General features: G+C 70.6%; 21 protein-coding genes and 1 tRNA gene. 16 read left to right on the top strand and 6 right to left on the bottom strand.

The window, feature by feature from the left end:
* Positions 1-40 precede the first annotated feature (40 nt).
* The 4 genes from M1D46_RS01550 to M1D46_RS01535 all read left to right on the top strand — a co-directional run bounded on the left by M1D46_RS01550 (position 41) and on the right by M1D46_RS01535 (position 4,302).
* Complete coding sequence (locus M1D46_RS01550; protein WP_456286382.1) at positions 41-1,357, top strand: ABC transporter substrate-binding protein; 1,317 nt, start codon at positions 41-43, stop codon at positions 1,355-1,357.
* A 62-nt stretch (positions 1,358-1,419) separates the two neighbouring features.
* Complete coding sequence (locus M1D46_RS01545) at positions 1,420-2,361, top strand: carbohydrate ABC transporter permease (RefSeq protein ID WP_456286381.1); 942 nt, start codon at positions 1,420-1,422, stop codon at positions 2,359-2,361.
* A complete protein-coding gene (locus M1D46_RS01540) occupies positions 2,358-3,221 on the top strand; it encodes a carbohydrate ABC transporter permease (RefSeq protein ID WP_456286380.1) in 864 nt (287 codons plus the stop codon). Before M1D46_RS01545 ends, M1D46_RS01540 begins: the two co-directional genes overlap by 4 nt.
* A 4-nt stretch (positions 3,222-3,225) precedes the next feature.
* On the top strand, positions 3,226-4,302 hold the full coding sequence (locus M1D46_RS01535; RefSeq protein ID WP_456286379.1) for a LacI family DNA-binding transcriptional regulator: 1,077 nt from the start codon (positions 3,226-3,228) through the stop codon (positions 4,300-4,302).
* Between the two features lie 119 nt (positions 4,303-4,421).
* Here M1D46_RS01535 and M1D46_RS01530 read toward each other — a convergent pair whose 3' ends face one another.
* Complete coding sequence (locus M1D46_RS01530) at positions 4,422-8,057, bottom strand: glycoside hydrolase (protein WP_456286378.1); 3,636 nt, start codon at positions 8,055-8,057, stop codon at positions 4,422-4,424.
* Between the two features lie 213 nt (positions 8,058-8,270).
* Here M1D46_RS01530 and M1D46_RS01525 point away from each other — a divergent pair, with 213 nt between their 5' ends.
* Positions 8,271-9,395 (top strand): branched-chain amino acid aminotransferase, encoded by a 1,125-nt coding sequence (locus tag M1D46_RS01525; protein WP_456286377.1) that lies wholly within the window; start codon positions 8,271-8,273, stop codon positions 9,393-9,395.
* A 51-nt stretch (positions 9,396-9,446) separates the two neighbouring features.
* Here M1D46_RS01525 and M1D46_RS01520 read toward each other — a convergent pair whose 3' ends face one another.
* Together M1D46_RS01520 and M1D46_RS01515 are read right to left on the bottom strand one after the other, a co-directional pair.
* On the bottom strand, positions 9,447-10,316 hold the full coding sequence (locus M1D46_RS01520) for an AraC family transcriptional regulator (protein ID WP_456286376.1): 870 nt from the start codon (positions 10,314-10,316) through the stop codon (positions 9,447-9,449).
* Positions 10,317-10,393: 77 nt separating this feature from the next.
* Positions 10,394-11,770, bottom strand: a complete 1,377-nt coding sequence (locus tag M1D46_RS01515; protein ID WP_421075921.1) for a plasmid pRiA4b ORF-3 family protein — start codon at positions 11,768-11,770, stop codon at positions 10,394-10,396.
* Positions 11,771-11,888: 118 nt separating this feature from the next.
* On the opposite strand from M1D46_RS01515, the gene M1D46_RS01510 reads away from it, so the two are divergent.
* Positions 11,889-12,461, top strand: coding sequence for a hypothetical protein (locus M1D46_RS01510; RefSeq protein WP_456286375.1), 573 nt, complete (start codon positions 11,889-11,891; stop codon positions 12,459-12,461).
* Between the two features lies 1 nt (position 12,462).
* Here the strand turns inward: M1D46_RS01510 and M1D46_RS01505 are convergent, their stop codons facing one another.
* Complete coding sequence (locus tag M1D46_RS01505) at positions 12,463-13,497, bottom strand: LacI family DNA-binding transcriptional regulator (protein ID WP_456286374.1); 1,035 nt, start codon at positions 13,495-13,497, stop codon at positions 12,463-12,465.
* A 177-nt stretch (positions 13,498-13,674) separates the two neighbouring features.
* On the opposite strand from M1D46_RS01505, the gene M1D46_RS01500 reads away from it, so the two are divergent.
* From M1D46_RS01500 to M1D46_RS01465, 8 genes are all read left to right on the top strand, one after another.
* A complete protein-coding gene (locus M1D46_RS01500; protein ID WP_456286373.1) occupies positions 13,675-14,712 on the top strand; it encodes an asparaginase in 1,038 nt (345 codons plus the stop codon).
* Between the two features lie 48 nt (positions 14,713-14,760).
* A complete protein-coding gene (locus tag M1D46_RS01495; protein WP_271174126.1) occupies positions 14,761-15,642 on the top strand; it encodes a polysaccharide deacetylase family protein in 882 nt (293 codons plus the stop codon).
* 21 nt (positions 15,643-15,663) lie between these two features.
* Positions 15,664-17,004 (top strand): MFS transporter, encoded by a 1,341-nt coding sequence (locus tag M1D46_RS01490; protein WP_324013509.1) that lies wholly within the window; start codon positions 15,664-15,666, stop codon positions 17,002-17,004.
* Positions 17,001-17,765 (top strand): SDR family NAD(P)-dependent oxidoreductase, encoded by a 765-nt coding sequence (locus tag M1D46_RS01485; RefSeq protein WP_456286372.1) that lies wholly within the window; start codon positions 17,001-17,003, stop codon positions 17,763-17,765. The genes M1D46_RS01490 and M1D46_RS01485 overlap by 4 nt, the downstream gene beginning before the upstream one ends.
* A gap of 2 nt (positions 17,766-17,767) precedes the next feature.
* Positions 17,768-18,535 (top strand): SDR family NAD(P)-dependent oxidoreductase, encoded by a 768-nt coding sequence (locus tag M1D46_RS01480; protein ID WP_456286371.1) that lies wholly within the window; start codon positions 17,768-17,770, stop codon positions 18,533-18,535.
* Positions 18,536-18,579: 44 nt separating this feature from the next.
* Positions 18,580-19,029: a hypothetical protein gene (locus tag M1D46_RS01475; protein ID WP_456286370.1), complete on the top strand. Its 450-nt coding sequence runs from the start codon at positions 18,580-18,582 to the stop codon at positions 19,027-19,029.
* 101 nt (positions 19,030-19,130) lie between these two features.
* Positions 19,131-19,201 (top strand) — tRNA-Cys (locus M1D46_RS01470).
* Between the two features lie 23 nt (positions 19,202-19,224).
* Positions 19,225-19,812: a 2'-5' RNA ligase family protein gene (locus M1D46_RS01465; RefSeq protein ID WP_456286369.1), complete on the top strand. Its 588-nt coding sequence runs from the start codon at positions 19,225-19,227 to the stop codon at positions 19,810-19,812.
* A 30-nt stretch (positions 19,813-19,842) separates the two neighbouring features.
* On the opposite strand, the gene M1D46_RS01460 is transcribed toward M1D46_RS01465, so the two are convergent.
* The gene (locus tag M1D46_RS01460; protein WP_456286368.1) at positions 19,843-20,205 is read right to left on the bottom strand and encodes a MerR family transcriptional regulator; all 363 of its coding nucleotides are present in this window, start codon (positions 20,203-20,205) and stop codon (positions 19,843-19,845) included.
* A 50-nt stretch (positions 20,206-20,255) separates the two neighbouring features.
* Between M1D46_RS01460 and M1D46_RS01455 the strand changes: the two genes are divergently transcribed.
* Positions 20,256-21,146, top strand: a complete 891-nt coding sequence (locus M1D46_RS01455) for an aldo/keto reductase (RefSeq protein WP_456284114.1) — start codon at positions 20,256-20,258, stop codon at positions 21,144-21,146.
* A gap of 1 nt (position 21,147) precedes the next feature.
* Here M1D46_RS01455 and M1D46_RS01450 read toward each other — a convergent pair whose 3' ends face one another.
* Positions 21,148-21,666, bottom strand: a complete 519-nt coding sequence (locus M1D46_RS01450) for an ATP-dependent endonuclease (RefSeq protein WP_456286367.1) — start codon at positions 21,664-21,666, stop codon at positions 21,148-21,150.
* A 138-nt stretch (positions 21,667-21,804) separates the two neighbouring features.
* On the opposite strand from M1D46_RS01450, the gene M1D46_RS01445 reads away from it, so the two are divergent.
* Entirely contained in the window at positions 21,805-22,821 is a 1,017-nt protein-coding gene (locus M1D46_RS01445) for a LacI family DNA-binding transcriptional regulator (protein ID WP_324013520.1), read from the top strand.
* The last annotated feature ends 38 nt before the right edge of the window (positions 22,822-22,859 follow it).

The following is a 22,859-nucleotide window of genomic DNA, read 5'->3' as shown; positions in this document are numbered from 1 at the left end:
CCCATCCCGAGCGCCGGAGCAACCACGAAGGAGCAATTCGATGAAGAACACGTTCCGCGCAGGCGCGGCGCTCGCCGCCGTCGCCGCGCTCACCCTCACCGGGTGCTCGGATCCCGGCGCGGGCGCCGGCGCGAGCGACCCCGCCGAGTGGCCCGCGCAGGACGCCGATCTCGCGGGAACGACCCTGACGATCTGGGCGGCGCAGAACTCGAACACCGTGCCGGACAGCGTCATCGCCGGCTTCGAGGAGCTGACCGGCGCGGAGGTCGAGGTCGTCACGATCCCGGATCCCTACGAGCAGGGCGTGCAGACGAAGGTGGCCACGGGCGACAAGCCCGATCTCGCGTTCTGGCAGCCGACGGCGTCCATGCTGACCGCGCTCAACGCCCCGACGAACCTTCAGCCGCTCGACGACGCCCCCTGGCTCGACGCGTACAAGCCCGAGCTGCGGGATATCACCGGCATCCTCGACGACACGCGCTACGCGGCGCTCATCACGACCCCCGCTGTCGAGGGCGTGTACTACAACAAGGAGGTCTTCGAGGAGGCCGGGGTCACCGACCTCCCGAAGAACTGGGACGAGTTCATCGCGCTCGCGCGGGACCTCAAGGAGCAGGGCACGACGCCGTTCTTCGACTTCGGCGGGGGCACGCCCTGGGCCACGCAGTGGTGGGTTCAGGTGCAGCTCGCCGACGCCGCGAAGGACGGCCTGTGGGACGAGGTGAACGCGAACGAGAAGGGGTTCGACGAGTCGCCGATCCAGGACGCGATCGACGAGTACGCCGCCCTGATCGATGAGGGGCTCTTCAACGAGGACATCAAGACCGCGACGTTCGAGGAGCAGGGCCCTGCCCTCCTGAGCGGCGAGGCGGCGATGGTCGTCCAGGTGAACTCGTTCTTCGGCCAGCTGCAGTCCCTGGCGGATACTGCGGAGCTCGATGAGAAGATCGGCTTCTTCCCCATCTCGCCGAGCGGCAACGTGGGCACCTTCATCCCCGATCAGTCCAACGCCCTCGTGGCGTTCAAGACGGGGGATGCCGAGCGCGAGGCCGCATCGCGCCAGCTCCTCTCGTACTGGCTCGGCGACGGCTACGAGGAGTTCGTGAACGCCCAGTCCACGGTCTCGCTGCAGACGGATGTCCCGTCGTCGGACGAGGTGCCGCAGGCGCTTCTCGACGTGAGCGCGTCGCTCGGCGACGCGGTCGGCTCGATGCAGGCGCTCGCCGTCGCCAACCCCGACCTCTACCTGAACCTCGGAGACATGATCCAGGGCACCATGACGCCGGCCGAGGTGGGCGAGGCCACGCAGGCCCAGTTCGCCGAGCTGGCCAAGGCGATCGGCGCCTCCGGCTTCTGACTCTCGGACAGCCGGGCGCCGACGAGGTCGGCGCCCGGCACCCCACCGGAAGGCATTCACCCATGACGACCACCCTCGGTCTCCCGCGCCAGGCGGCGCCGGCCGCTCGACCTGACGAGCAGCCGGCCCCGCCCGCACGACGCACGCAGGACCATCCGGCCTGGTTCCTGATCCCCGCGCTCGTCGTTCTCGTCGTGTTCTTCCTCGTGCCGACGATCTTCAACTTCATCTACGCGTTCACCGACTGGTCGAGCTTCAAGTCCGAGATCGGCTTCGTCGGCTGGGCGAACTTCACCGCGCTGTTCTCGAGCGGCCAGCTCGTGAACGCGCTCTGGGTGACGCTCCTCTACGCCGTGCTCGTCGCCGTCTTCCAGAACCTCTTCGGTCTCGCGCTCGCGCTCCTCCTCGAGCGCGACACGCGGCTCAACCGGATCATCCGCGTCGCGTTCTTCATCCCCGTCATCATGTCGGCGCTCGCGGTCGGCTACATCTTCCAGGCGATGCTCAAGCCCGAGGGCGCTCTCAACGGCATCCTCGGCTTCCTCACCGGGCAGGACGTGCAGATCGCGTGGCTCGGAAGCACGACCTGGACCATCATCGTCGTCGCTCTCGTGCACGCATGGAAGTGGATGGGGCTGTCCATGCTCATCTATCTCGCGGGGCTGAAGACGATCAGCGGCGATGTTCTCGAGGCGGCGCGGATCGACGGATCCGGCTGGTGGGGAACCTTCACCGCCATCCGCTTCCCGCTCCTCGCACCCGCGGTCACCTTCAATGTCGCGACCGCGCTGCTCGGCTCGATGAACGGATTCGACATCGTGCAGGCCACGACGGCGGGTGGTCCGGGCGGCACGACCGAGCTCCTCAACATCTTCATCTTCCGCACATTCGGCCAGGGCCTGTTCGCCCAGGCCACGACGATGAGCCTCGTGCTCTTCCTGACGGTGGCCGTGCTGGCCTTCCCCGTCATCCGCATGCTCCGGAAGCGAGAGGACATCCTGTGACCGCCACCATCTCTCACGCCGCGTCGCAGCGTCGCTCGAGCGTCGCGGCCTCGCGGTGGGCGCAGCCTGTCGTCGCCGTCGTGACAGCTGTCGTGCTGCTCGGGATCCCGTTCTGGCTCGTCGTCGTCACCGCGTCGAAGACCCAGGCGGAGGCCTTCGAGCCCGACCTCAGCCTGCCTTCCGAGTGGCGTCTCCTCGAGAATCTCGCGACGGTCTTCACCGAGGGCCGGATGTGGCCCGCGTTCCTCGGGAGCGCGCTCGTGATGATCCCCTCCGTGCTCGGGGTGCTCATCCTCGGGTCCATGGCCGCTTGGATCCTCGGGCGCCGACGGGGCCGCGTCATGTCCGCTGTGTACGCGCTCGGCATCAGCGGCATCGTGCTCCCGCCCGCGGTCGTCACGATCGTCCTCCTGCTGCGGCAGCTCGGCCTCGCCGGAACGCCGCTCGGCATGATCGGCGTCTACATGGGCATGTACCTCTCCACCGTGATCTTCTTCGTGACCGGCTTCGTGAAGACCATCCCCGCCGAGCTCGAGGAAGCCGCGCGGGTCGACGGCGCAGGGCCCGTCCGGGTCTTCGTGCGGATCATCCTGCCGCTGCTCATGCCCGTGCTCGCGACCGCGACGATCCTCATCTGCCTCTACATCTGGAACGACGTCTTCTACGCGCTCTTCGTGGTCGGCGGTCGCCTGGACACCCTGCCCCTGAACCTCTACCAGGTCGCGAGCTCGGGACTCTACCTGCAGAACTGGCACCTGATCTTCGCGTACATCGTGCTCATGAGCCTTCCGCTCCTGATCACGTTCATTGTGGCGCAGCGCAAGATCATCTCCGGTATCACGAGCGGCGCGGTCAAGTGAGACGATGAGGGCGAAGGACACCATCGACATGAAGAGCAAGCACCCCACCATCGCCGACGTCGCCCGGCGCGCCGGAGTCTCGGTGCCGACGGTGTCACGGGTGCTCACCGGTGCGGCGAGGGTCAGCCCGACGAAGCGCGAGGCCGTCGAGAACGCGATCGCCGAGCTCAACTACCGCCCGAGCGCAGCCGCCCGCGCCCTCGTCTCGCGGCGCTCGCAGGTCATCGCCGTGATCGCGGGGGACACGTCCCGCTACGGATACGCCGAGACGATCCGCGGCGTGGAGCTCGCCGCCCGCGCCGAGGGATACACCGTCATGATCACGGTCGTCGAGTCAGCCGACGATGACGAGGTCGATCGGGCGATCACGGCCACGCTCACACATGCCATCGCGGGGGTGGTCGTGCTCAAGTTCGACCCTCCCGGGGTCGCCGTGGTGAACCGGCTTCCCGACGACATCCCGGTCGTCGCGCTCTCCGGCGTGCGCGACGTGAGCGTTCCGCAGGCGGTGCTCGACGAGACCCGCGCGGCAGAGGAGCTCACGAACTTCCTGCTCGAACTCGGCCACGAGACGGTGCATCATGTGCGCGTGCCTCCCTCGCGTCGGGAGGACGGGCGGACGACCGGATGGCGCCGAGCGCTGCGGAAGGCCGGCGCACCGATCCCCGCGCCGTTCGACGCGACGTGGGAGCCGGTGAGCGGACGGCAGGTCGCGCGGGAGATCGCGGCGGATCCGACCGTGACCGCCGTGTTCTGCGGCAACGACGAGATCGCGATGGGCGTCATGCGCGGTCTGGCCGACGCCGGCCTGCGCGTCCCGGAGGACATCTCGGTGGTCGGATTCGACGATCACCCGCTGAGTGAGATCTGGTCGCCTCCCCTGACGACCGCCCATCAGGATTTCGCCGGGATGGGACGCCGGGGGTTCCAGCTGCTGCTCGACCTCCTGAACGGCGCCGGCGGCAAGCGCTTCTCCTCCGAGCGCCCGGCGCTCGTCACGCGGGAGAGCGCCGCAGCGCCCAGCCCTGAGCGCATGCGCGCGCTCGAGGACACTCGAGGCGAGCTGGCCGCGGGCGCCTGACGCGCGCATAGAACCGGGCCGCCGAACAGAAGTAGGCGTCCCGTCAGGCGGCGATCTTCGGCCGTCGCCGACCGTGGCGGGGCCTCGTCCGCGTTCCGCGCGAGGCCCCGCCACGCTGCTCAGCGGCGTGCCGGCGCCGGCAGCATCCGCTGCTCCTCGCTGACGAGGGTCGTGCTCTCGACACCGGGAGCCGACACGGTGAGCTCGACGCTCAGGTGCTTGCCGGCGTCGCCGCGGACCGGCGTGTAGCTCGAATCCGTCGCACCCGCGATCGGCCGCCCGTTGCGCAGCCACTGCCACGAGACGTCGCCGTCGGCGGGGGCGAACTCCGCGATCGCCTCGACGGGCTCGCCGATCGCGGGCGCCTCGCTGAGCTCGAGCCGCGTGATCACGGCCGTCCTCGAGATCGCGACGGTCGTCTCGCTCGAGACGGATCCGTCGGCCGACGTCACGACGATGCGCGCGGTCCATCCGTTCGAGGCGTCGGCCTGCTCGACCTCGACCGATGCCTCATCGTCGAGCGCGAAGGCCTGCACGACGGGCGGAACGGACGGATCAGCCGTCACCTTGTAGGCGCTGGCCTCGGGCGAGAAGCCCTCCACCGTCGCGCCGGCCACGCGGAGGTCCGCGAGGGTCGCGACTGCGGCCGGCGAGGCCACGCTCTCGAACAGCTCGACCTCCGAGACGATCATGTGCATCCCCTCGGCGGCGTGCAGGGTGAAGCGCACCCCGGTCGCCGTCCGGGTGGCGAATTCGGCCGTCACGATCGGAGCGCCGGTGGACGGAGACTCCACCGCCTGCGGAGACTCCCAGCCGGGCGCGGGCGCCCAGGTGCCGTCGGCGTCGCGCACCTCGATCGTCATCGTCTCGGCCCAGCTCGGGCGGCCGTCGCGCCAGAAGCGGATCGCGGCTCCGTCGAGGTCGCGCGCCTCGAACGTGTACGTGAGGGTGCTCGTCTGCTGCTGAGCGCTGCCGGACCAGTTCGACCATCCCTTGTCGTCGAGGACGCCGTTCAGGGTGCGCTCCGCCGGGTAGCCGGGCTCCGTGTAGCTGGCCTCCACCGCGACGCCGCCGTCTGCCGCGAAGCTGCGCTGGGTGCCCTCCGTGACGAGCACGGCGAGCCGCGCGTCGAGCTCCGCGCCGTCGGCCCGCGCCGTCCCGGCGATCGAGATCGCACCGGGCTCGGTCAGCGCGCTCTCATCGAGCGTCGTCCAGTCCCACTCGACCGGCACCTCGAAGGCGTGCTCCGACGCCCCCACGCGGGCCGGGACGGTGTCCGGCGCCGCGGCGCGCACAGCGTCCGCCGTGGTGCCCGCCGCGACCGTGACGGATACGGGATCCGTCGCGGTGAGGCCGCCGACATCGACGTGCGCGACGACGGTGAACGTCTGCCCGAACAGGTCGGCGGCCGTGCCCGGCACCTCCACGCGGCCCTCGTTCTCCCAGGTCGCGTCATCGGGAAGGTCCCACTCGACCGGAACCGCCGCGCCCGTGCCCCACGCGTACGCGGAGAGGACGGTCTCGGGCAGCAGAGGAGCGACGCCGGCCGTTGTGCGCGCAGGGATCGCCGTCCCATTGACGGGGGTCAGGTCGCGCGCCTCCCAGGCCTGGTTCGCTCCTCCGTTGGAGCCGTACACGCCGACCGAGGCGCCCTCGGCCGAGGACTGCCCGCCCACCTCGAGCGCGAGCGCGAGCGCCTCGTTCACGAACGAGAAGCTCTTCCCGTCGGTGGTGTTGACGATCCACCGTGTCTCGGGGCTCTCGGCCGCGGCCGACGGGTCGATGTCGCGCAGGTCGGTGCCCGCGCTCGTCGCGCCGAGGACACGGCCGTCGCCGTTCTCGAGCACGACGCGCTGGGTCGCGGTCCTCTCGCCGACGGCGACCGTGTGGGCCGTCCACTTCTGCGCCGCTGCGGTCGCGGTGTCGTCGGCGAGCGTCGTGATGCTCGTCGCCGCACCGGAGCCGCCGGCAGTGAGCGCCTTTCCGCTCTGCGCGCCGACGAGCTGGTAGCTGTGCCCGTCCTCGATGGCGGGAGCATCGGCGGAGACGCCGGAGACGCCGTCGATCACGAACGTCGTGACCGACTTCGCGGGCACGGTGAGCGTGGCCGACGCGTCGTCGACGGGGACGGGTGCTCCCTCGACGAGCGCGTTCGCGGTCGGCTCATCGGGCGACGGGGCCTCCGTCGTGACGTACGGCGTCACGGTCGCGCCGTCCGCGATCTCGCCGAAGGCGGAGAGATCGAGCGTGACCGAAGCCGCATCCGCGCTCGTGTTGCGGTGGACGACGGTCGCGCCCGTTCCGTCACCGCGGATGGCCGCGGTGCTCGAGGTGTCGTCGACGGGCACGAGGCGATCGCCCTCGTGGATGAACTTCGTGAAGTTGCGGATGGTGTTGAACTTCGAGTTGACCTCGACGCCGCACGGCTCGACGGCGGTCGAGTCGCCGCCCGCGTCTGCGACGCGTCGCGCCGACTTCCACACGGTGCGGCCATCCTCCTCGTAGGGCTCGCAGTCGAGGTCGATGAAGACCGAGCCCCAGTTGAGGTCCTCGCCCTGCGGCTGCATGTTGTAGAGGTCTTCGACGGGCTGCCAGAGCACCCACGCGCTCGGCTCGAGCTCGCGCAGGTCGTCCATGATCCGGCCCGCGATGCCGAGACCGTTCTCGATGTCGACGGGGTCGTAGCCGTCGACCCAGCTGCCCTCGATCTCGCTCATCCAGAGCGGGGTGTCGGCCTGCTTCGCGAGGTCGCGCACGACGAGGCGTCCGCTCGTGCCATACGTGTGCACGTTCATGCGGTTGACGTCCTCGCGCGTCTCCGCGGGGTATGCCGCCCAGTTCCGCGCGAAGATCCCGGGGTTCGTCTCGTCCATGGCCGAGATGCGCGCATCCGTCTCGGCCCCGTCGAGCACGGCGGCGAGCGCCTCGACGACCTCGACCTGGCGCTGCGGCCCGACGTGCATGCCCTCCTGGCGACCGCCGACCGGAACGCCGTTCTCGAGCCGCGTCCCCCAGTAGTTCGTGTTCGGCTCGTTGAACGGGTCGATCGTGTCGACCTCGATCCCGTGCTCGGCTTCGAGGTGCTCCGTGACGTTGACGAGGTACTGGGCGAACGCCTCGTCCGCCTCGGGCTTGAGCTGCTCGGCTGCCGCGTCGAACCCGCCCGAGACGTAGCCGCTCTCGGTCATGAAGTAGGGCGCCGAGTTCGCGAAGGTCTCCCAGTGCGTGATCTGCCCGTCGGCGACCAGCCGGTCGACCCACCAGCGCTGCGTCTCGTCGGCGTCCCAGTCATAGTGCGCGGGGTCATCCGCGTCGAACGCCTCGAGAACCGCGTCGCGATCGGCGTAGGTCGTCGCCGCTCCGCCGTAGATCCCCTCGGAGCCGTCCGGATCCGGTGCCCACCAGCCCTCGACGGCGCCGCCTGCGCGCAGGTAGTCGGCCACGTCCGAGGCGTTGCCGCCGCCGATGTTGTAGCGGGCGATGTTGAGGTCGAGCCCGTCCTCGCCGAAGACCGCCTGGTAGAGCTCCTCGCGGAGTTCCTCGGGGTAGTTGCCGGTCGCATTCGCGAACCAGACGAGGCTCGTGCCCCACCCCTCGAACGCCTCGCCCGCGTAGGCGGGGTTCGGCGTGATCGTGACGGATCGCTCCGCCGCCTCGGCCGCGCTCGCGGCGGGTGAGGCGACCGCCGCCCCTCCCACGAGCGCGGCGCCCGTCGTGAGCGCCGCGGCGCGCCGCAGCGTGTGCGATGTCGGCATCGACACTGCCCCTTTCGTCGTCGAAAGCGTCGCGCGGCGCCCGGCTGGGTCGTCCGCTGCGACAGACCATGTTTGCGCAACCATAGCGGATACGGCGCGACCGTCGCAGGGCGCGTCCACGCCACGACCTCGCGATTGGCCCGAGACGGAGGGCCCACTTCTCTGCGAGCCTGCTCGGATGGGCGTGCCATGCACACGCGAGAAGGGAACGAGATGACGACGACGGCGACCGGATACACGGCAGGCGACTTCGCGGTGCGGCGGAATGCCGCCCCGACCTCGGTCGGCGAGCGTGAGCGCATCCTCGAGGACCCGGTGTTCGGCCAGCGTTTCACCGACCATATGGCGATCGCGGAATGGAGTGCCGACAGCGGCTGGCACGACCTGCGCGTGGAGCCCATGGGGCCGCTTCCGCTCCATCCGGCAAGCGCCGTCCTGCACTACGGCCAGGAGATCTTCGAAGGCCTCAAGGTCTATCGCCATCCGGATGGCCGGCTCGTCACGTTCCGCCCGGAGATGAATGCACGGCGGATGGCGCGCTCTGCGGAGCGGCTCGCCCTGCCGGTCCCGCCGGAATCGCTGTTCCTCTCGGCGGTCGACGCGCTCCTCGCGCAGGACGCGGAATGGGTTCCCGGGCGCCCCGGCGCGAGCCTCTACCTGCGTCCGTTCGTCATCGCATCGGAGGCGTTCCTCGGCGTGCGACCGGCGAAGCAGGCGCTCTTCGGAGTGATCGCCTCGCCCGCGGGCGCCTATTTCTCGGGCGCGAGCGAGGGCGTCTCGCTCTGGCTCTCGACGGACTTCTCGCGCGCGGGGCGCGGCGGCACGGGAGCCGCGAAGTGCGGAGGGAACTACGCGGCGTCGCTCGCCGCCCAGCGCGAGGCCGAGGCGCACGGCTGCGCACAGGTGCTCTTCACCGACGCCGAGACGCACACCTGGGTCGAAGAAGCCGGCAGCATGAACATCTTCTTCGCCTTCGCCGACGGCTCGATCGTCACGCCCCCTGCCGAGGGGACGATCCTCGAGGGCGTCACGCGCGACAGCGCGCTCGCGCTCGCGGCCGACCTCGGCCACCGGGTCGAGGAGCGCCCCGTGAGCGTCGACGAGTGGGCCAGGGCGGCCGCGGACGGAACCCTCGTCGAGGTGTTCGCGACGGGAACCGCCGCCGTCGTGACGCCCATCGCCCGCCTCGTCTCGCCCGCCCGCGTCATCGAGACGCCGACCGCGGGCTTCGGCCCGATCGCCGCCCGGCTGCGTGACGAGCTGACCGGCATGCAGTTCGGCATCGTCCCGGATCGATTCGGATGGCTGCGGGAGGTCGGTCGCGCGCCGGCCGCTTGACGGCGGGCCATCCGCCGCGCGTCTCGCGAGCGGCGGATGACCCGATGCGCGTCAGGCGCGCTCGACCGGGAGCCAGAGCTCGCAGCGGGCCTGCGTGAACGCGGCGTCGTGCTCGAGAACGGCCACGATGGAGGGCCCCGGGCGCAGGCGCCAGGGGTTCGACGGGAACCACTCGGCGGCGGTCGCGGCCCACATGTCCTGCAGGGCCTTCGGATGTGGGCCGTCGCTCGTGAAGACGGCCCAGCTGCCGGCGGGCACCGCGATCGCATCGAGGTCGTCGGGAGCGTCGACCTCGTTCGAGATCGCGACACCGTGCAGGTAGGTCAGCTCGCTGCCCTCCGCGCTGTCCTGCTCGATGTCGTCGGTCACCTGGAGGATGCCCGCGGGCTCGGTGTCGCCGAGCGCCTTGAGACGCACGTGCTCTTCCATCGGGATGCGGGCGATGTGCTCCTGGATGTGGGGGTTGACCCCCTCGTAAATGAGCGGCACGCGCGTGGCGTGGCCGACCAGCCGGAGTGCGGGGCGTTCGATGAGGCGGACGTGCATGGGGGTGCTCCCTTCGACGGTCAGGCGGAACCTGAGGTGCTGTTGACTGCGGAAGGGGCCGCCGTCGCGACGGGCCTCGCTCGGGCCGACGCCGTGCACGCTGCGGAACGCCCGCGCGAACGCCTCGGTCGATCCGTAGCCGTACCGCACCGCGATCGCGAGCAGGTCGCCCGACGACTCCGCGACATCCGCCGCGGCCAGGGTCATGCGCCGCCGCCGGACGTATTCCGACACCGGCATGCCCGCGAGCGACGAGAACATCCGTCGCAGGTGGTGCTCCGTCGTGCCTTGGGCGTGCGCGACGGCGGCCACGTCGATCTCGTCGTCGGGCGTGCGCTCGACGGCGTCGATCAGGTCGTTGAGTGCGGCGATCATGGCCCCTCCTTCCGCATCGAGTCTCGTTCGCACGACCGCTGCTCCGCCCGACCGTTCCGGACCGATCCGGTCGGGTGCTACCGCAGCGCCTCGCGCGCGAAGAGGGCGATGTCGGCGCTTCCCTCGCGCGTGAGTCGCTCGCGCCATCCGAAGAGCACCCCGAGCAGGTCCTCCGTCCGCCCGGCGACGCTCGCGATGTCGTCGCGGTCGAACTCGCCGCTCGGGTGCTGCCATCCCGCCATCGTGAGCCCGAAGGCGATCGCGCGCCACCGCTCATCCGCCGGGGTGCCGTCGGCGAGCGAGAGGAACAGGAGCACGGCCGCGTCGACCTCGGCGTCCTGCAGCTTGCGGTAGAGCCCGCGCGCGACGAGTCGCAGCAGCCGCCGCGGATGGCCGAGCGCCTTCTTCGCCTCTGCGCCCAGCAGCAGGCGCCCCTTCTGCACCCGCACGAGCCCGAGGCGCTGCGCCGTCTCGCGCAGGTTCGCGATCGGCGGCGTGAGGTCCTCGCGGTTGCCCTTGCCGATCCAGTCCTCGATCCAGCCGAGCGCGGTCATGCCGTCGAGCACGACGTCGGGCGGCAGCCAGCCCGCCGAGGTGAGGTCGATGCCGCCCGCGCCGACGGCATCCACGAGCCACGCGAAGGGGCGGATCAGCCGCTCGGCCGTCGCATCGTCGAGGTCGGTGGGCGCGAGCACGCCGGTGCGATAGAGATGCTGGCGGAGCTCGGAGCGGATGGCCGGAGGGAGCGTCCCCGCGAACGCGACGATGGGCGACTCGAGGTCGACATCGCCCGGCGGGCGCAGCTCGTCCGCCTTGACGAGGCCCGACATGTCGTACGGGTGGACGCCCGAGCCGCTGGGGTTGAACAGCAGGTTGAGCTCGGCCTGGATCGACGGCGGGTCGAAGAACGTGGGGTCCGCGGGCGCCCAGGGACCGACGGTGTCGGCCACCCACTGCCGGATCTCGTCGTGCTCGGGATGGTCGGGGTCGGCCCAGATCGCGCACTTCTCCTGGTACCCCTCCGCGCCGCCGGAGTCCTCCCACGGCCCGCGATTGCGCCCCGTGCGCAGAAGCACGGGCGGGGCCTCGGCGATCGGCGTCATCTCGTGGTTGATCTCCACGAGGTGGTGCCACGTGTCGCCGAAATCGTAGATGTAGGCGAGCGGTGACTCCTCGAGGGCCCCGAGGATGGTCCACTCGTCCTCATCGAGGATCTCCGGATCGTCGGACGACGGCTGCCCCCACCGCAGGGGCGGGCGCGGGGTCAGGTCCTCGGTGAGGGGCAGCCCCTCGAAGGTCTCGTGTCGGTGGGTCTCGCGCCAGCCCAGCATCACCTGGATCGCCATATGCAGCTGGCGGATGGTCATCTGGCCGTCGATCTCGAACTCGCGCCAGATCTCCGGCTCGACGTCGCGCAGGGTGACGCGGAGGTAGAGGCGCTCGTCCGGTTCCATGGGTCGATCGTACGGACAGCCCGCGGCCCAACGTTGGGCCGCGGCCCTTGCCGCTCGTGCGCCGCGGCCCTACCGTGCTGTGCGAGAAGCCGACGCGCTCGACGCCGGAGGAGGGCCCATGACCGCCATCACGCCCCGGAGCCGGCCCTGGCTGCTGCGCCGCTGGGCCGCCCTCGCCGGGATCGTGTTCGGAGGGGCGCTCGCCCTCGCCTTCGCGCGCGGCTTCTCGGACTCCGCCGAGGTCGCTCAGGTGCTCACGGCGGCCGGCTTCGTCTACCTCGGCGCCGCGGCGCTCGGCCGGCCCAGCCTCGCGTGGCCGCTCTTCGGCGTCACCTTCGTGCTCATCGGCGCAGGAGCCCTCATCGACGGATTCGGCCCGTTCTGGGCCCTCGTCGTCCTCGCGATCGCGCTCGCCGTCGTCGGCGTCGTGCGCGGGGCCATCCGGCCGCCGTGGGGGCTTCCGCTGCAGGCCGCTGCGATGGCGGTGATCATCGGGATCGCGCTCGTCGTCGCGGCGCTCGGTCAGCCGTGGGCGGGAGTGCTCGTCGGGCTCGGGCTGCTGGGGCACGCGGCGTGGGATGCGCGGCACCTGCGCGCCCGGCGCGTTGTCGCGCCATCCATGGCCGAGTTCTGCTGCGCTCTCGACGTGCTGCTCGGCGTGGCGGTGATCGGGATGTCCGTGGCCGCGTGAGTCACGGTGACTCGGACACGGTGGTCGACGCGCGCACGAGGAGCTCGGGCGTCAGCAGCGAGGACTCGGGTGTCTCGCCGGCGACGACGCGCAGGAGGGTCTCGAGAGCACGTCGCCCCATCTCGTGCATCGGCGAGCGGACGGTCGTGAGCGGGATGCCCACGGAGGCCGCGAGCGGCGTGTCGTTGTAGCCGACGAGGGCGACGTCGTCTGGCACCGACATACCCCGCGTGATGAGGGCGCCGAGGCTTCCGATCGCGGCGAAGTCGTTGGTCGCGAAGACCGCGTCAGGGCGGATCCCGGCGTCGAGCGCCGCCATCGTCGCCTCCTGCCCGGCGGCCGCGTCGAATCCGCGATAGACGATGCGCTCGGGCGGCACGTCCACGCCCGCGTCATGGAAGCTGTCGATGAGCCCCTGCGTGCGGTCGCGGGCGGTGGAGGCGAACGTGAGGCCGGCGAGGATCAGGACGTCGGTGCGGCCGATCTGGAGCAGGTGCTCGCCGACGAGGCGGCCTCCCAGATAGTCGTCGCACGTGACACCCACGTGCGGAGGGCGTCGTCGCGAGGTCACGACGAACGGCACTCCCTGCTCCGCGAGCTCGTCGAGGAACGGGTCGTCGAGGTGGGCGTCTCCGAAGATGATCCCGTCGACGCGGCGGTCGAGCATCTGCTGGGTGCGGATGCGCTGCTGCGCGACGTCGTCGAGCGAGTTCGTCACGAACGTCGAGATGCCGCGCTCTCCGGCGGCCTCGTCGATGCCCTCGTAGATCGTGGCGAGCACGTAGTCCTGGAGTCGGGGGACGATCACGCCGATCTGGTTCGATCGCGCCGTGCGCAGGCTCGCCGCGTGGGGGTTGCGGCGGTAGCCGTGCTCCTCGGCGATCTGCCGGATCTCCGCGACCTTGCCCGGTGAGGCCCAGCGGAGGGCCTCCTCGCCGGGGGCGCCCAGGACGCGGGAGACGGTCGTGATGCTCACGCCGGCGAGGTCGGCGATGCCGCGCTGGGTGATGGGGCGCCGGCCCGGTGGTGGTGTCACGCGTGCTCCTCGTGGGACGAGTCCATTGTGGCGCACGGCGCCGTCGCCGCCGACGCGATGTCGCGTCGGTTTGCCGCAAACTCCTGTAACACGATCTTCACACAAACGATTGCGTTTAACGATTGTGTGGGAGCAGTATGGACGGCAACCCGCTCGCTCGACCCTCGGAAGAAGCTCATGCCCCACCTCGTGCTCCTCGGTACCGGAGGCACCATCGCCTCGCGGCGCATGCCCTCCGGCGGGTCGAAGGCGACCGACTCCGCGGCCGAGCTCGCCGCCGCCGCGGGAGATCTCGACGGCGACATCACGGTCGAGGTGCACGACGTGCTGGCGGTCAACTCGTTCAACCTCGAGCTGTGCGACCTGCGAACCATCTCCGACGCGGTGGCTCACGCGCTCTCCCGAGACGACGTCGACGGCGTCGTCGTCTCGCACGGCACGGACACGCTCGAGGAGACGGCTGCTCTGCTCGACCTCGTCCACGACGATCCCCGCCCCGTCGTGCTCACCGGTGCGCAGCGCTCCGCCGACGCGCCGGACACCGACGGTCCGCGCAACCTGCGAGACGCCCTGGTCGTGGCCGCCTCGCCCGACAGCCGCCGTCGCGGGGCCCTCGTGGTGTTCGCGGGCGAGGTCTTCAGCGCGTTCGGGCTTCGCAAGGCGCACACGCTCGCGGCCCAGCCGTTCGCGAGCGTCTTCGGAGGGCCGATCGGGCGTGTCCTCGAGCGACCGGAGTACGCGTTCCGCCCCGACGCCCGCGCACCCCTCGCCCGACCGGGTGCCGCCTTCGACGCCGTCCGCGTCGACCTCGTGCTCGCCTATCCCGGCGCCGACTCCGCGCTGCTCGACGCTGCGGTGCGTGCGGGGGCGCAGGGCGTGATCGTCCTCGGCGGCGGCGCCGGAAACCCGGGGACCCGACTGACCGAGGGGATCGCGCGCGCCTCGAGGGCGGGCGTCGTCGTCGGGCTCGGAACGCGGACGGGGGCAGGCGCCGTCGTTCCGCTGTACGCGGGAGGCGGCGCGGTCGACGCCGTCCACGCCGGCGCGGTGCCCCTCGGCGCGGTGCCGGCGACCCAGGCGCGCATCCTCCTCGCCCTGATCCTCGCGGAAGCCCAGGACGCGGCGGACGACGGCGCCGCGGAGACCGCGCGCAGCCGATTCGCGCGCATCTGCACGCATGCGGACGCGCGGTCTGCGCCGTCCGCTGCCCTCTGACCACCCACACGAAGGACATCCGTCCTCACTGAGAAAAGGAGATCCACCATGGCCAAGGAAATCTTCGTGGCTTTCGGAGTCGACGTCGACGCCGTCGGCGGATGGCTCGGCTCGTACGGCGGGGAGGACTCGCCCGGCGACATCTCGCGCGGCCTCTTCGCCGGCGAGGTCGGCGTGCCGCGGCTCAACCGCCTGTTCGAGCGGTACGACCTGCCGAGCACGTGGTTCTGGCCCGGGCATTCCATCGAGACGTTCCCCGAGCAGTTCGACCAGGTCGTCGCCGCGGGCCACGAGATCGGGGTCCACGGCTACAGCCATGAGAACCCCATCGCCATGACGCGCGAGCAGGAGTCGGAGATCCTGACCTACTGCATCGACCTCATCGAGCGGCGCGCGGGCAAGCGGCCCACGGGCTACGTCGCGCCGTGGTGGGAGTTCTCGCCCGTCACGAACGAGCTCCTCATCGAGCAGGGCATCCGCTACGACCACTCGCTCATGCACCGCGACTTCGAGCCGTACTACGTCCGCGTCGGGGACACCTGGGACAAGATCGACTACGACAAGCCCGCGAGCACGTGGATGAAGCCGCTCGTGCGCGGTCAGGAGACCGATCTCGTCGAGATCCCCGCCAGCTGGTACCTCGACGACCTGCCTCCCATGATGTTCATCAAGTCGAGCCCGAACAGCCACGGCTTCGTGAATCCCCGCGACATCGAGCAGATGTGGCGCGACCAGTTCGACTGGATCCACCGCGAGAACGACTACGCGGTCTTCACCATGACCATCCACCCGGATGTCTCGGGGCGCCCGCAGGTGCTCCTCATGCTCGAGCGCCTCATCGAGTACATCAACTCGCACGACGGCGTGCGCTGGAGCACCTTCGACGGCATCGCGACCGACTTCCTCGCCCGTTCTCCGCGTCAGCACTGACGCGCACCCGAAGGACACGACATGTCAACCATCACCCCCGCGCTGCGCAGAGTCGGCGTGAGAGAGACCCGCCGGGCGACCGGCATCGCCTTCTTCGCCTGGACCATCGCGGTCTACGACTTCATCCTCTTCGGCACCCTGCTGCCGCGCATCGAGGAGGGATTCGGCTGGGAGCCGAGCTTCGCCCTCCTCGTCTCGACGTTCGTGAGCATCGGGACGTTCATCGTCGTGATCCTCGTGGGTCCGCTCGTCGACCGGCTCGGGCGCCGCAAGGGCATGGTGATCTCGGTCGGCGGCACCGCCGCCTCGTCTGCCGCGACCGCGATCACCCAGGGCGCCGTCTCGCTCGTCGGCGTCCGCGCGATCAGCGGCCTCGGCCTCGCCGAGCAGTCGGTCAACGCGACCTACCTCAACGAGCTCTACAGCGTCACCGACGACGAGAAGATCAAGCGCAACCAGGGCTTCGTGTACTCCATGGTGCAGACGGGCTGGCCGCTGGGCGCCCTGCTCGCTGCGGGCTTCGTGGCGATCATGACCGCGATCGTCGGCCCCGAGAACTGGCGCATCGTGTTCCTCGTGGCGACCGTCCCGGCGATCATCGTCGCCCTCCTGTGCCTCACGCTCAAGGAGAGCCCCCAGTTCGTGGCGATGCGCCACATCAAGAAGCTCAGCGCGGCCGGCGACCACGAGGGCGCCGAGCAGTTCGCCCGCAGCGTCGGCCTCGACGTGCAGAAGCACGCCCCGTTCCGACGCATCTTCCAGGGCCGTCACCTGCGGAGCACGATCGTGCTGTCGCTCGCGTGGCTGTTCAACTGGTTCGGCATCCAGACCTTCTCGGTGCTCGGCACGACCGTGCTCGAGAGCGGCAAGGGCTTCGACGCCTCGAACGCGCTCATCATGATCGTCCTGTCGAACATCGTCGGCGCGCTCGGCTACCTCACGCACGGATGGCTGGGCGATCGGCTCGGCCGACGCAACGTCATCGTCGGCGGATGGCTGCTCGGCGGCATCATGTTCGCCGCGATGCTGCTCGGGCCGAGCAACCCCGTGTTCGTACTCGTGACGTACATGCTCGGCCTGTTCTTCCTGCTCGGCCCGTACGCCGCGATCATGTTCTTCCAGGCGGAGTGCTACGACGCAGACTGCCGCGCCACGGGCTCGACGTTCATCGGCGCGATGAGCCAGCCCGGAGCCGTGATCGCGGGGTTCATCCTCACCGGCCTCGTCGCGGCCGCCGTGCCCTTCTCGATGGCGGCGTTCATCGTCGGCGCGCTCGGAACGTTCCTCTCCGGCCTCATCATGCTCTTCGTCAAGAAGGGCGCGGGCGCCGTCGAGCCTCGCGCGGGGGAGGTGCCCGCATGACGGACGCACCGGTCACGATCATCTCGGGTGCCGCCAGCGGCATCGGCCGGGCGACGGCCGTGCGTCTCGCGGGCGACGGGCACCGCGTCGTCATCGGGCGCTTCCCGGGCGACCCGCACGACGCTCACGAGACCCTGCGCGGCGCGGAGTCCGCGGGTGGCGAGGGGATCGTCGTGGACCTGGATGTCGCGAGCACCGCGTCGACCGACGCCTTCGCCGAGGCGGCGCTCGCGGCCTTCGGGCGGATCGATCACGTCGTCGCGAACGCCGGCATCCTCCGTCGGGCCGCCTTCGCGGACATGACCGACGAGGCCTGGGACGCCATGCTCCAGGTCGACCTGCACGGCGTCATGCGGCTCGTGCGCGCGGCCATCCCGCACCTCTCGGAAGGCAGCTCGATCGTCGCCATCTCGTCCATCGCGGGCGGCGTGTACGGCTGGGAGGAGCACGCGCACTACGCGACGGCGAAGGCGGGCGTCCTCGGACTCGTCCGGAGCATCGCGGTCGAGTTCGCTCCGCGCGGCATCCGCGCGAACGCGATCATCCCCGCCCTCATCGAATCGCCGCAGTCTCTCGACGCGGCGAACTCGCTGGGCCCGGACGGCCTGCGCGCCGCGGGCGACTACATCCCCTGGGGGCGCGTCGGTCGCGTGGAGGAGGTCGCGAGCGTCGCGGCGTTCCTGCTCTCGCGCGACGCGGCCTACGTGAGCGGCCAGTCGATCACCGTGGACGGCGGGCTCACCGTCGCGATGAGGAGCTGAGGATGACCCTTCCGGACTACGGCGGAGTGCTCGCCGGCCGCACCGCGCTGGTCACCGGCGCGGCGAGCGGGATCGGCCTGGCCACGGCCATCCATCTCGCCGCAGCGGGGGCACGCGTCGCGCTCGCCGACCGCAGCCCTCGTGTCGCAGACGCAGCGGCCGAGATCTCGCGCGGCGGGTCGGCCGAGCACGTCGGCCTGACCTTCGACGCGGCGGAGGAGGCGAGCATCGTCTCCGTTGTCGCGGAGGCGGAGCGCGCGCTGGGGCGCATCGACGTGCTGGTCACCTCGCACGGGATCCTGACCGAGTCGCCGGTCGAGAGCATGGGCCTCGCGCAGTGGAACGAGACCCTCTCGATCGATCTCACCAGCGTCTTCCTGCTGTGCCGCGAGGTGCTCCCGGGGATGCGTGCGCGCGGGCGCGGTCGCATCATCAACGTCGCATCGCAGCTCGGGCAGAAGGGCGGAACGGGCATGGCGCACTACGCGGCGGCCAAGGCCGGCGTGATCGCTCTCACGAAGTCGCTCGCTCTCGAGGTGTCGCGCGACGGCGTGCTCGCGAACTGCATCGCGCCGGGCCCGATCGAGACGCCGCTCGTGGCCGGCATCAGCGATGACTGGAAGGTCGCCAAGCGCGCCGAGCTGCCCCTCGGGCGCTTCGGGCAGGTCGACGAGGTCGCACCCACGGCCGTCATGCTCGCGTCCTCGCCGTTCGGAGACCTCTACGTCGGCCAGACGCTGGGGCCCAACAGCGGAGACGTGATGCTCTGATGTGCGGAGGGTGCGGGGCAGCGCAGGCATCGTGGGCCGATGCCGTGCTGTCCCGCGCCCACGCGCGCGGCGTGGTCGCGCGGATCGCATCCGCACTCGGACATCGCCTGAGCGTCCGCGCGTCGCCGAGCGGATGGACGGTGTCGCGCGCCGGATCCGCGCCCGCCGTCTGCAGGACCGCTCGCGAACTCGCGCACGCCCTCCGGCCGGAGGTCGAGGTTCTGCACGCACGGGATGGCGCCGACGGTCTCCTCCAGTGGATGCTCACTGAGGGCGAGCACCGGCCGGTGACCGTCGCCCGCGGGGACGTGCCGGCCGGGATGGTCCAAGCCGCGCCGGATGATCGCGCTCGCCCCGTGCGCCCCGAGGCGGTCATCCCCTCGGTGCTCCATGCGTGCCTTCTCGAGGTCGCGGGCGTCGCCGCTCCGCGTCTCCTGCTCTCCGACGACGAGGGCCGCTGGATTCTGGACCCGTCGTCACATGCGGGCGGCTGAACGGCGATCTGTGACGAACTCCCCTGCTGCAGGGGGGGCTGACCGCCGTTCGGAAACACAGGGCCCTGCTCGGTCAGTGCGCCGATATCGTCGGTGGTCACGGTGCCTTGGCCGAGCGGTGAGGCAGCGGCCTGCAAAGCCCCGCAGGCGGGTTCGACTCCCGCAGGCACCTCGTCCCCGTCGAAGGAGAAGCCCGTGAAGCGCGCGATCATGACCGACCCCGAGCAGCTGCGATCGCTCGAGGGCCAGCAGTACGTCGTGCTCTGCCCGACGGGCCCGGTGGCAGCGTTCTTCGACTCGACGCAGGAGGAGCTCCGCGCGTCGGTGCCGACGGCGCCCTTCCCGACGGTCGGGCACGTGACGCTGCGCGGCTTCTCGGAAGCGCGTCGCGTCGGAGAGCTCCGCGATGAGATCCGGGCCTGGGCGGCGGGGATCCCTCCCATCGAGCTGCAGGTGGACGCCGTCGACGCCTTCCCTGCGCCCTTTCAGATCGTCATCACGCGGCTCGCCCGGACCGCGTCGCTTGTCGACGCCTACTCGAGCCTCACCGATCGCCTCGACGCCACGGACTTCAGTCGGATCGGCGAGCTGCCCCTCGAGCAGTGGGTCTTCCATCTCTCGCTCATCTACGGCGCGGTGCTCTCCGCGGAGGAATGGGAGGCGCTGCGTCGCGGAGCCGTCCGCGACATCCCCTCGGGCCCCAGCGAGACGGTCGCGAGCGTCGAGTTCGTGTGGTTCGAGGGCGGTGCCGAGCACTCCGAGACGATCGCGCTCGGGGCCTGACCGCCCTGACTCACGCGCCGCCCGCGGACGTCAGACCGCGACGAGCCGTCGCAGCCCCTCGACCGTCTCCCGCTGATGGTCGAGCGTCTCGATGCGCTCGTCGATGGACTCGAGATGATCGCGCAGGTAGTCGGCGACGCACGCGTCGAGTCTGACGCCATCGCCGATGAAGCAGGGCAGGATCTTCGCGACGATCGCGAGCGGCAGGCCGGCGTCGAGCAGACGCCGGATGCGGAGCACCGTCTCGACGGAGGCGCGATCGAAGCGGCGGTGCCCCGCCGCGGTGCGAACCGAGGTGATCAGGCCCTGCTGCTCGTAGTAGCGGATCGAGCGGACGCTTGAGCGCGTGCGCTCCGCGAGCTCGCCGATCCCGATCGCATCGAGACGCTCCATGTCGATCTCCTCTTGCATCTGACACTGATGTCAGGTCCTACGGTCGCCCCATGACCACGACACACGACGCAACCGCTGCCCTGACGCAAACCTTCCCGCTCGGAGGCGACCTCGCCATCCACCGGATCGGGTTCGGCGCGATGAGGCTCACGGACGCGACCGGTGATGGCACCCAGGCCGGAGCGCGGATCTGGCAGGCACCCGCTGATCCGGCTGCTGCCATCGCTGTGCTTCGCCGGGCCGTCGAGCTCGGGGTGCAGTTCATCGACACGGCCGATTCCTATGCCCTGGGCGAGAACGAGGAGCTGATCGCCCGGGCCCTGCACCCCTACGGTGAGGATCTCGTGATCGGAACCAAGGTCGGCAACCTCAGGCCCTCGCCGGATGAGTGGGTCCCGCTGGGGCATCCCGTCTACCTCCGTCAGCAGGTCGAGCTCTCGCTCCGACGGCTCCGTCTCGACCGGATCGATCTCGTCAGCCTCCACCGCCTCGACCCGGCGTACCCCGTCAGCGACCAGGTCGGGGCTCTCGCCGAGCTGCGCGCGGAGGGCAAGATCCGGCACATCGGTCTGTCCGAGGTGTCGGTCGCCGAGATCGACGAGGCCCTCGCGGTCGCGCCGATCGCCGCTGTTCAGAACCTCTACAACGTGGGCGCGCGCGATCACGACCCCGTGGTGGACTACACGGCCGCACACGGGATCGCGTTCGTGCCGTTCTTCCCGCTCGCGGTCGGCGCCCACACGCGCGCCTCCGGAATGCTCGACGAGGTCGCGCGCAGGAACGGCGTGCTGCCGGGTCAGGTGGCGATCGCCTGGCTCCTCCGTCGCTCTGCGAACGTCGTCCCGATCCCCGGGACCACATCCATCCGCCATCTGGAGGAGAACATCGCGGCCTCGAGCGTCGAGCTGAGCGATGACGACCTGATCGCGCTCGGCGGCTGAATCACCGTGATTCAGCCGCCGCGTGGATGACCTCCACGAGCGGTCGGGGCAGTTCGTCGGGGCGGAGGATCGCGACGAGAGCGGACGCGTAGCGGAGCTTGCGCCCGCCGATCGACCCCATGAAGCGGTGAAGCACCTCCTCGACGGGGTGCTCGCGGTGGAAGGGCTGGCCGCGCAGCGCGCGCCACGCGGGCAGGTCGCCCTCCGCCTCGATGACGTCGAGCACGCGGTCGGCTCCCGCCGCGCGGATCAGCTCCTCCTCGAGATCGCGCTCGCACGCGAAGAGAGCGGATGGCTGCGCCGACGAATGCGCGAGCGCGCGCTCGACACGGTGGTGCTCGGGCGCGTCGTAGAGCACGACGACGCGGTCGGCCGCGTGCTCCTCAAGGTGACGAAGGAGGTTCGTGATGCCGTACATGACGACGATCTCGGCCGAGAGCGGGCGACGCAGGGCCACCGCCGCGGCCTGCAGCGCCGCGCGGTCGCTCTCGCCCTCGACGAGGATCACGGTCCGCGACATGAGGGGACCGTAGCAGGGCCGGAGGGCTCTGTCGCGGCGCGACGACAGGCGGTCGGAACCTCCCTCTTGCGCCGACCGCGGCGCATCCGCTAGCTTCGAACCGGTTCGAAGTCGAACCGGTTCGAAGTGGAGGACAGCATGGTCACCATCGGGGACGTCGCCCGCGTCGCAGGCGTCTCGCGGAGCACCGCCTCGTATGCGCTGTCGGGGAAGCGGGCCATCTCGCCGGAGGTCCGCCAGCGCGTGGAAGAGGCGGTCCGGTCACTTGGCTTCACCCCGAACGCCGGAGCCCGTGCTCTGGCGACATCGCAGACGAAGGTGCTGGGGGTGCTCGCCCGGTTCCTCTCAGACGAGTTCGCGCCCGCCATGCTGCAGTACATCCTCGGAATCTCTGACTGCGCTCGCGCGCGCGGCTACGACACCCTGCTGATCTCCGAGGAGGACGGGGTCGCGGCTCTCAAGCGCATCTCGGACTCCCGCATGGTCGATGGGTTTGTCCTCCTCAACGTCGCCGAGAACGACACCCGCCTCGCGCCGCTGCGCGCTGCGCAGCAGCCCGGTGCTCTCGTCGGACTGCCCGCCGACACATCGGGCGTCGACGTGTTCGATCTCGACTTCGTCGCGACCGGCCGTCTCATGGTCGACCGTCTTCACGAGCTCGGTCATCGCGACCTGATCCTCGTCTCTCAGCCGGAGCACGTCGTGGAGCGCGGCGGCGCGTACGTATGGCGCCTCGCCGACGCTGCAGCTGGGCGCGCCGAAGAGCTGGGGATCACGCTGCACCGCTACTTCGGCGCATCGAGCCAGCCCGACATCGGGCGCGATCTGGTGTCGTTCCTCGACGCGCATCCGGACGTCACGGGGTTGCTGTTGAACAACGAGGCGGCGGCGGCGGCCTTGCCCAGCGTCCTGTGGGAGCGCGGTCTCAGGACTCCCGAGGACCTCTCCGTCATCGGACGCTACTCCGATGACTTCGCGCGCACGTTCTCCCTTCCGTTCTCTTCCGTCGACAGTGCGGCGGCCGAACTCGGCCGACGTGCCGTCGAGCAGCTCGTCGCCCGGATCGAGGGCGCCGACGTGCCCCACACCGTAGAGCTCATCCCACCCGTCATCCACGATCGCGGCTCCATCGCCGCACCCCCCGCTCGCGCCTGACAGCATCCGCCCGCACCCGACGGGCATCCCGTTCAAGG

The organism is Microbacterium sp. JZ70 (genome assembly GCF_053903225.1).
The sequence above is the reverse complement of the archived record's forward strand: the minus strand, read 5'-3'. Positions and strand labels throughout refer to the sequence as shown.

Excerpts from the sequence above, each read along its gene's own strand:
- M1D46_RS01550 (WP_456286382.1), top strand. The coding sequence starts at position 41 with ATGAAGAACACGTTCCGCGCAGGCGCGGCGCTCGCCGCCGTCGCCGCG.
- M1D46_RS01520 (WP_456286376.1), bottom strand. The coding sequence starts at position 10,316 with ATGATCGCCGCACTCAACGACCTGATCGACGCCGTCGAGCGCACGCCC.
- M1D46_RS01495 (WP_271174126.1), top strand. The coding sequence starts at position 14,761 with ATGGCCAAGGAAATCTTCGTGGCTTTCGGAGTCGACGTCGACGCCGTC.
- M1D46_RS01490 (WP_324013509.1), top strand. The coding sequence starts at position 15,664 with ATGTCAACCATCACCCCCGCGCTGCGCAGAGTCGGCGTGAGAGAGACC.
- M1D46_RS01525 (WP_456286377.1), top strand. The coding sequence starts at position 8,271 with ATGACGACGACGGCGACCGGATACACGGCAGGCGACTTCGCGGTGCGG.
- M1D46_RS01545 (WP_456286381.1), top strand. The coding sequence starts at position 1,420 with ATGACGACCACCCTCGGTCTCCCGCGCCAGGCGGCGCCGGCCGCTCGA.
- M1D46_RS01460 (WP_456286368.1), bottom strand. The coding sequence starts at position 20,205 with ATGGAGCGTCTCGATGCGATCGGGATCGGCGAGCTCGCGGAGCGCACG.
- M1D46_RS01485 (WP_456286372.1), top strand. The coding sequence starts at position 17,001 with ATGACGGACGCACCGGTCACGATCATCTCGGGTGCCGCCAGCGGCATC.
- M1D46_RS01450 (WP_456286367.1), bottom strand. The coding sequence starts at position 21,666 with ATGTCGCGGACCGTGATCCTCGTCGAGGGCGAGAGCGACCGCGCGGCG.
- M1D46_RS01480 (WP_456286371.1), top strand. The coding sequence starts at position 17,768 with ATGACCCTTCCGGACTACGGCGGAGTGCTCGCCGGCCGCACCGCGCTG.
- M1D46_RS01500 (WP_456286373.1), top strand. The coding sequence starts at position 13,675 with ATGCCCCACCTCGTGCTCCTCGGTACCGGAGGCACCATCGCCTCGCGG.
- M1D46_RS01445 (WP_324013520.1), top strand. The coding sequence starts at position 21,805 with ATGGTCACCATCGGGGACGTCGCCCGCGTCGCAGGCGTCTCGCGGAGC.
- M1D46_RS01515 (WP_421075921.1), bottom strand. The coding sequence starts at position 11,770 with ATGGAACCGGACGAGCGCCTCTACCTCCGCGTCACCCTGCGCGACGTC.
- M1D46_RS01510 (WP_456286375.1), top strand. The coding sequence starts at position 11,889 with ATGACCGCCATCACGCCCCGGAGCCGGCCCTGGCTGCTGCGCCGCTGG.
- M1D46_RS01455 (WP_456284114.1), top strand. The coding sequence starts at position 20,256 with ATGACCACGACACACGACGCAACCGCTGCCCTGACGCAAACCTTCCCG.
- M1D46_RS01530 (WP_456286378.1), bottom strand. The coding sequence starts at position 8,057 with ATGCCGACATCGCACACGCTGCGGCGCGCCGCGGCGCTCACGACGGGC.
- M1D46_RS01535 (WP_456286379.1), top strand. The coding sequence starts at position 3,226 with ATGAGGGCGAAGGACACCATCGACATGAAGAGCAAGCACCCCACCATC.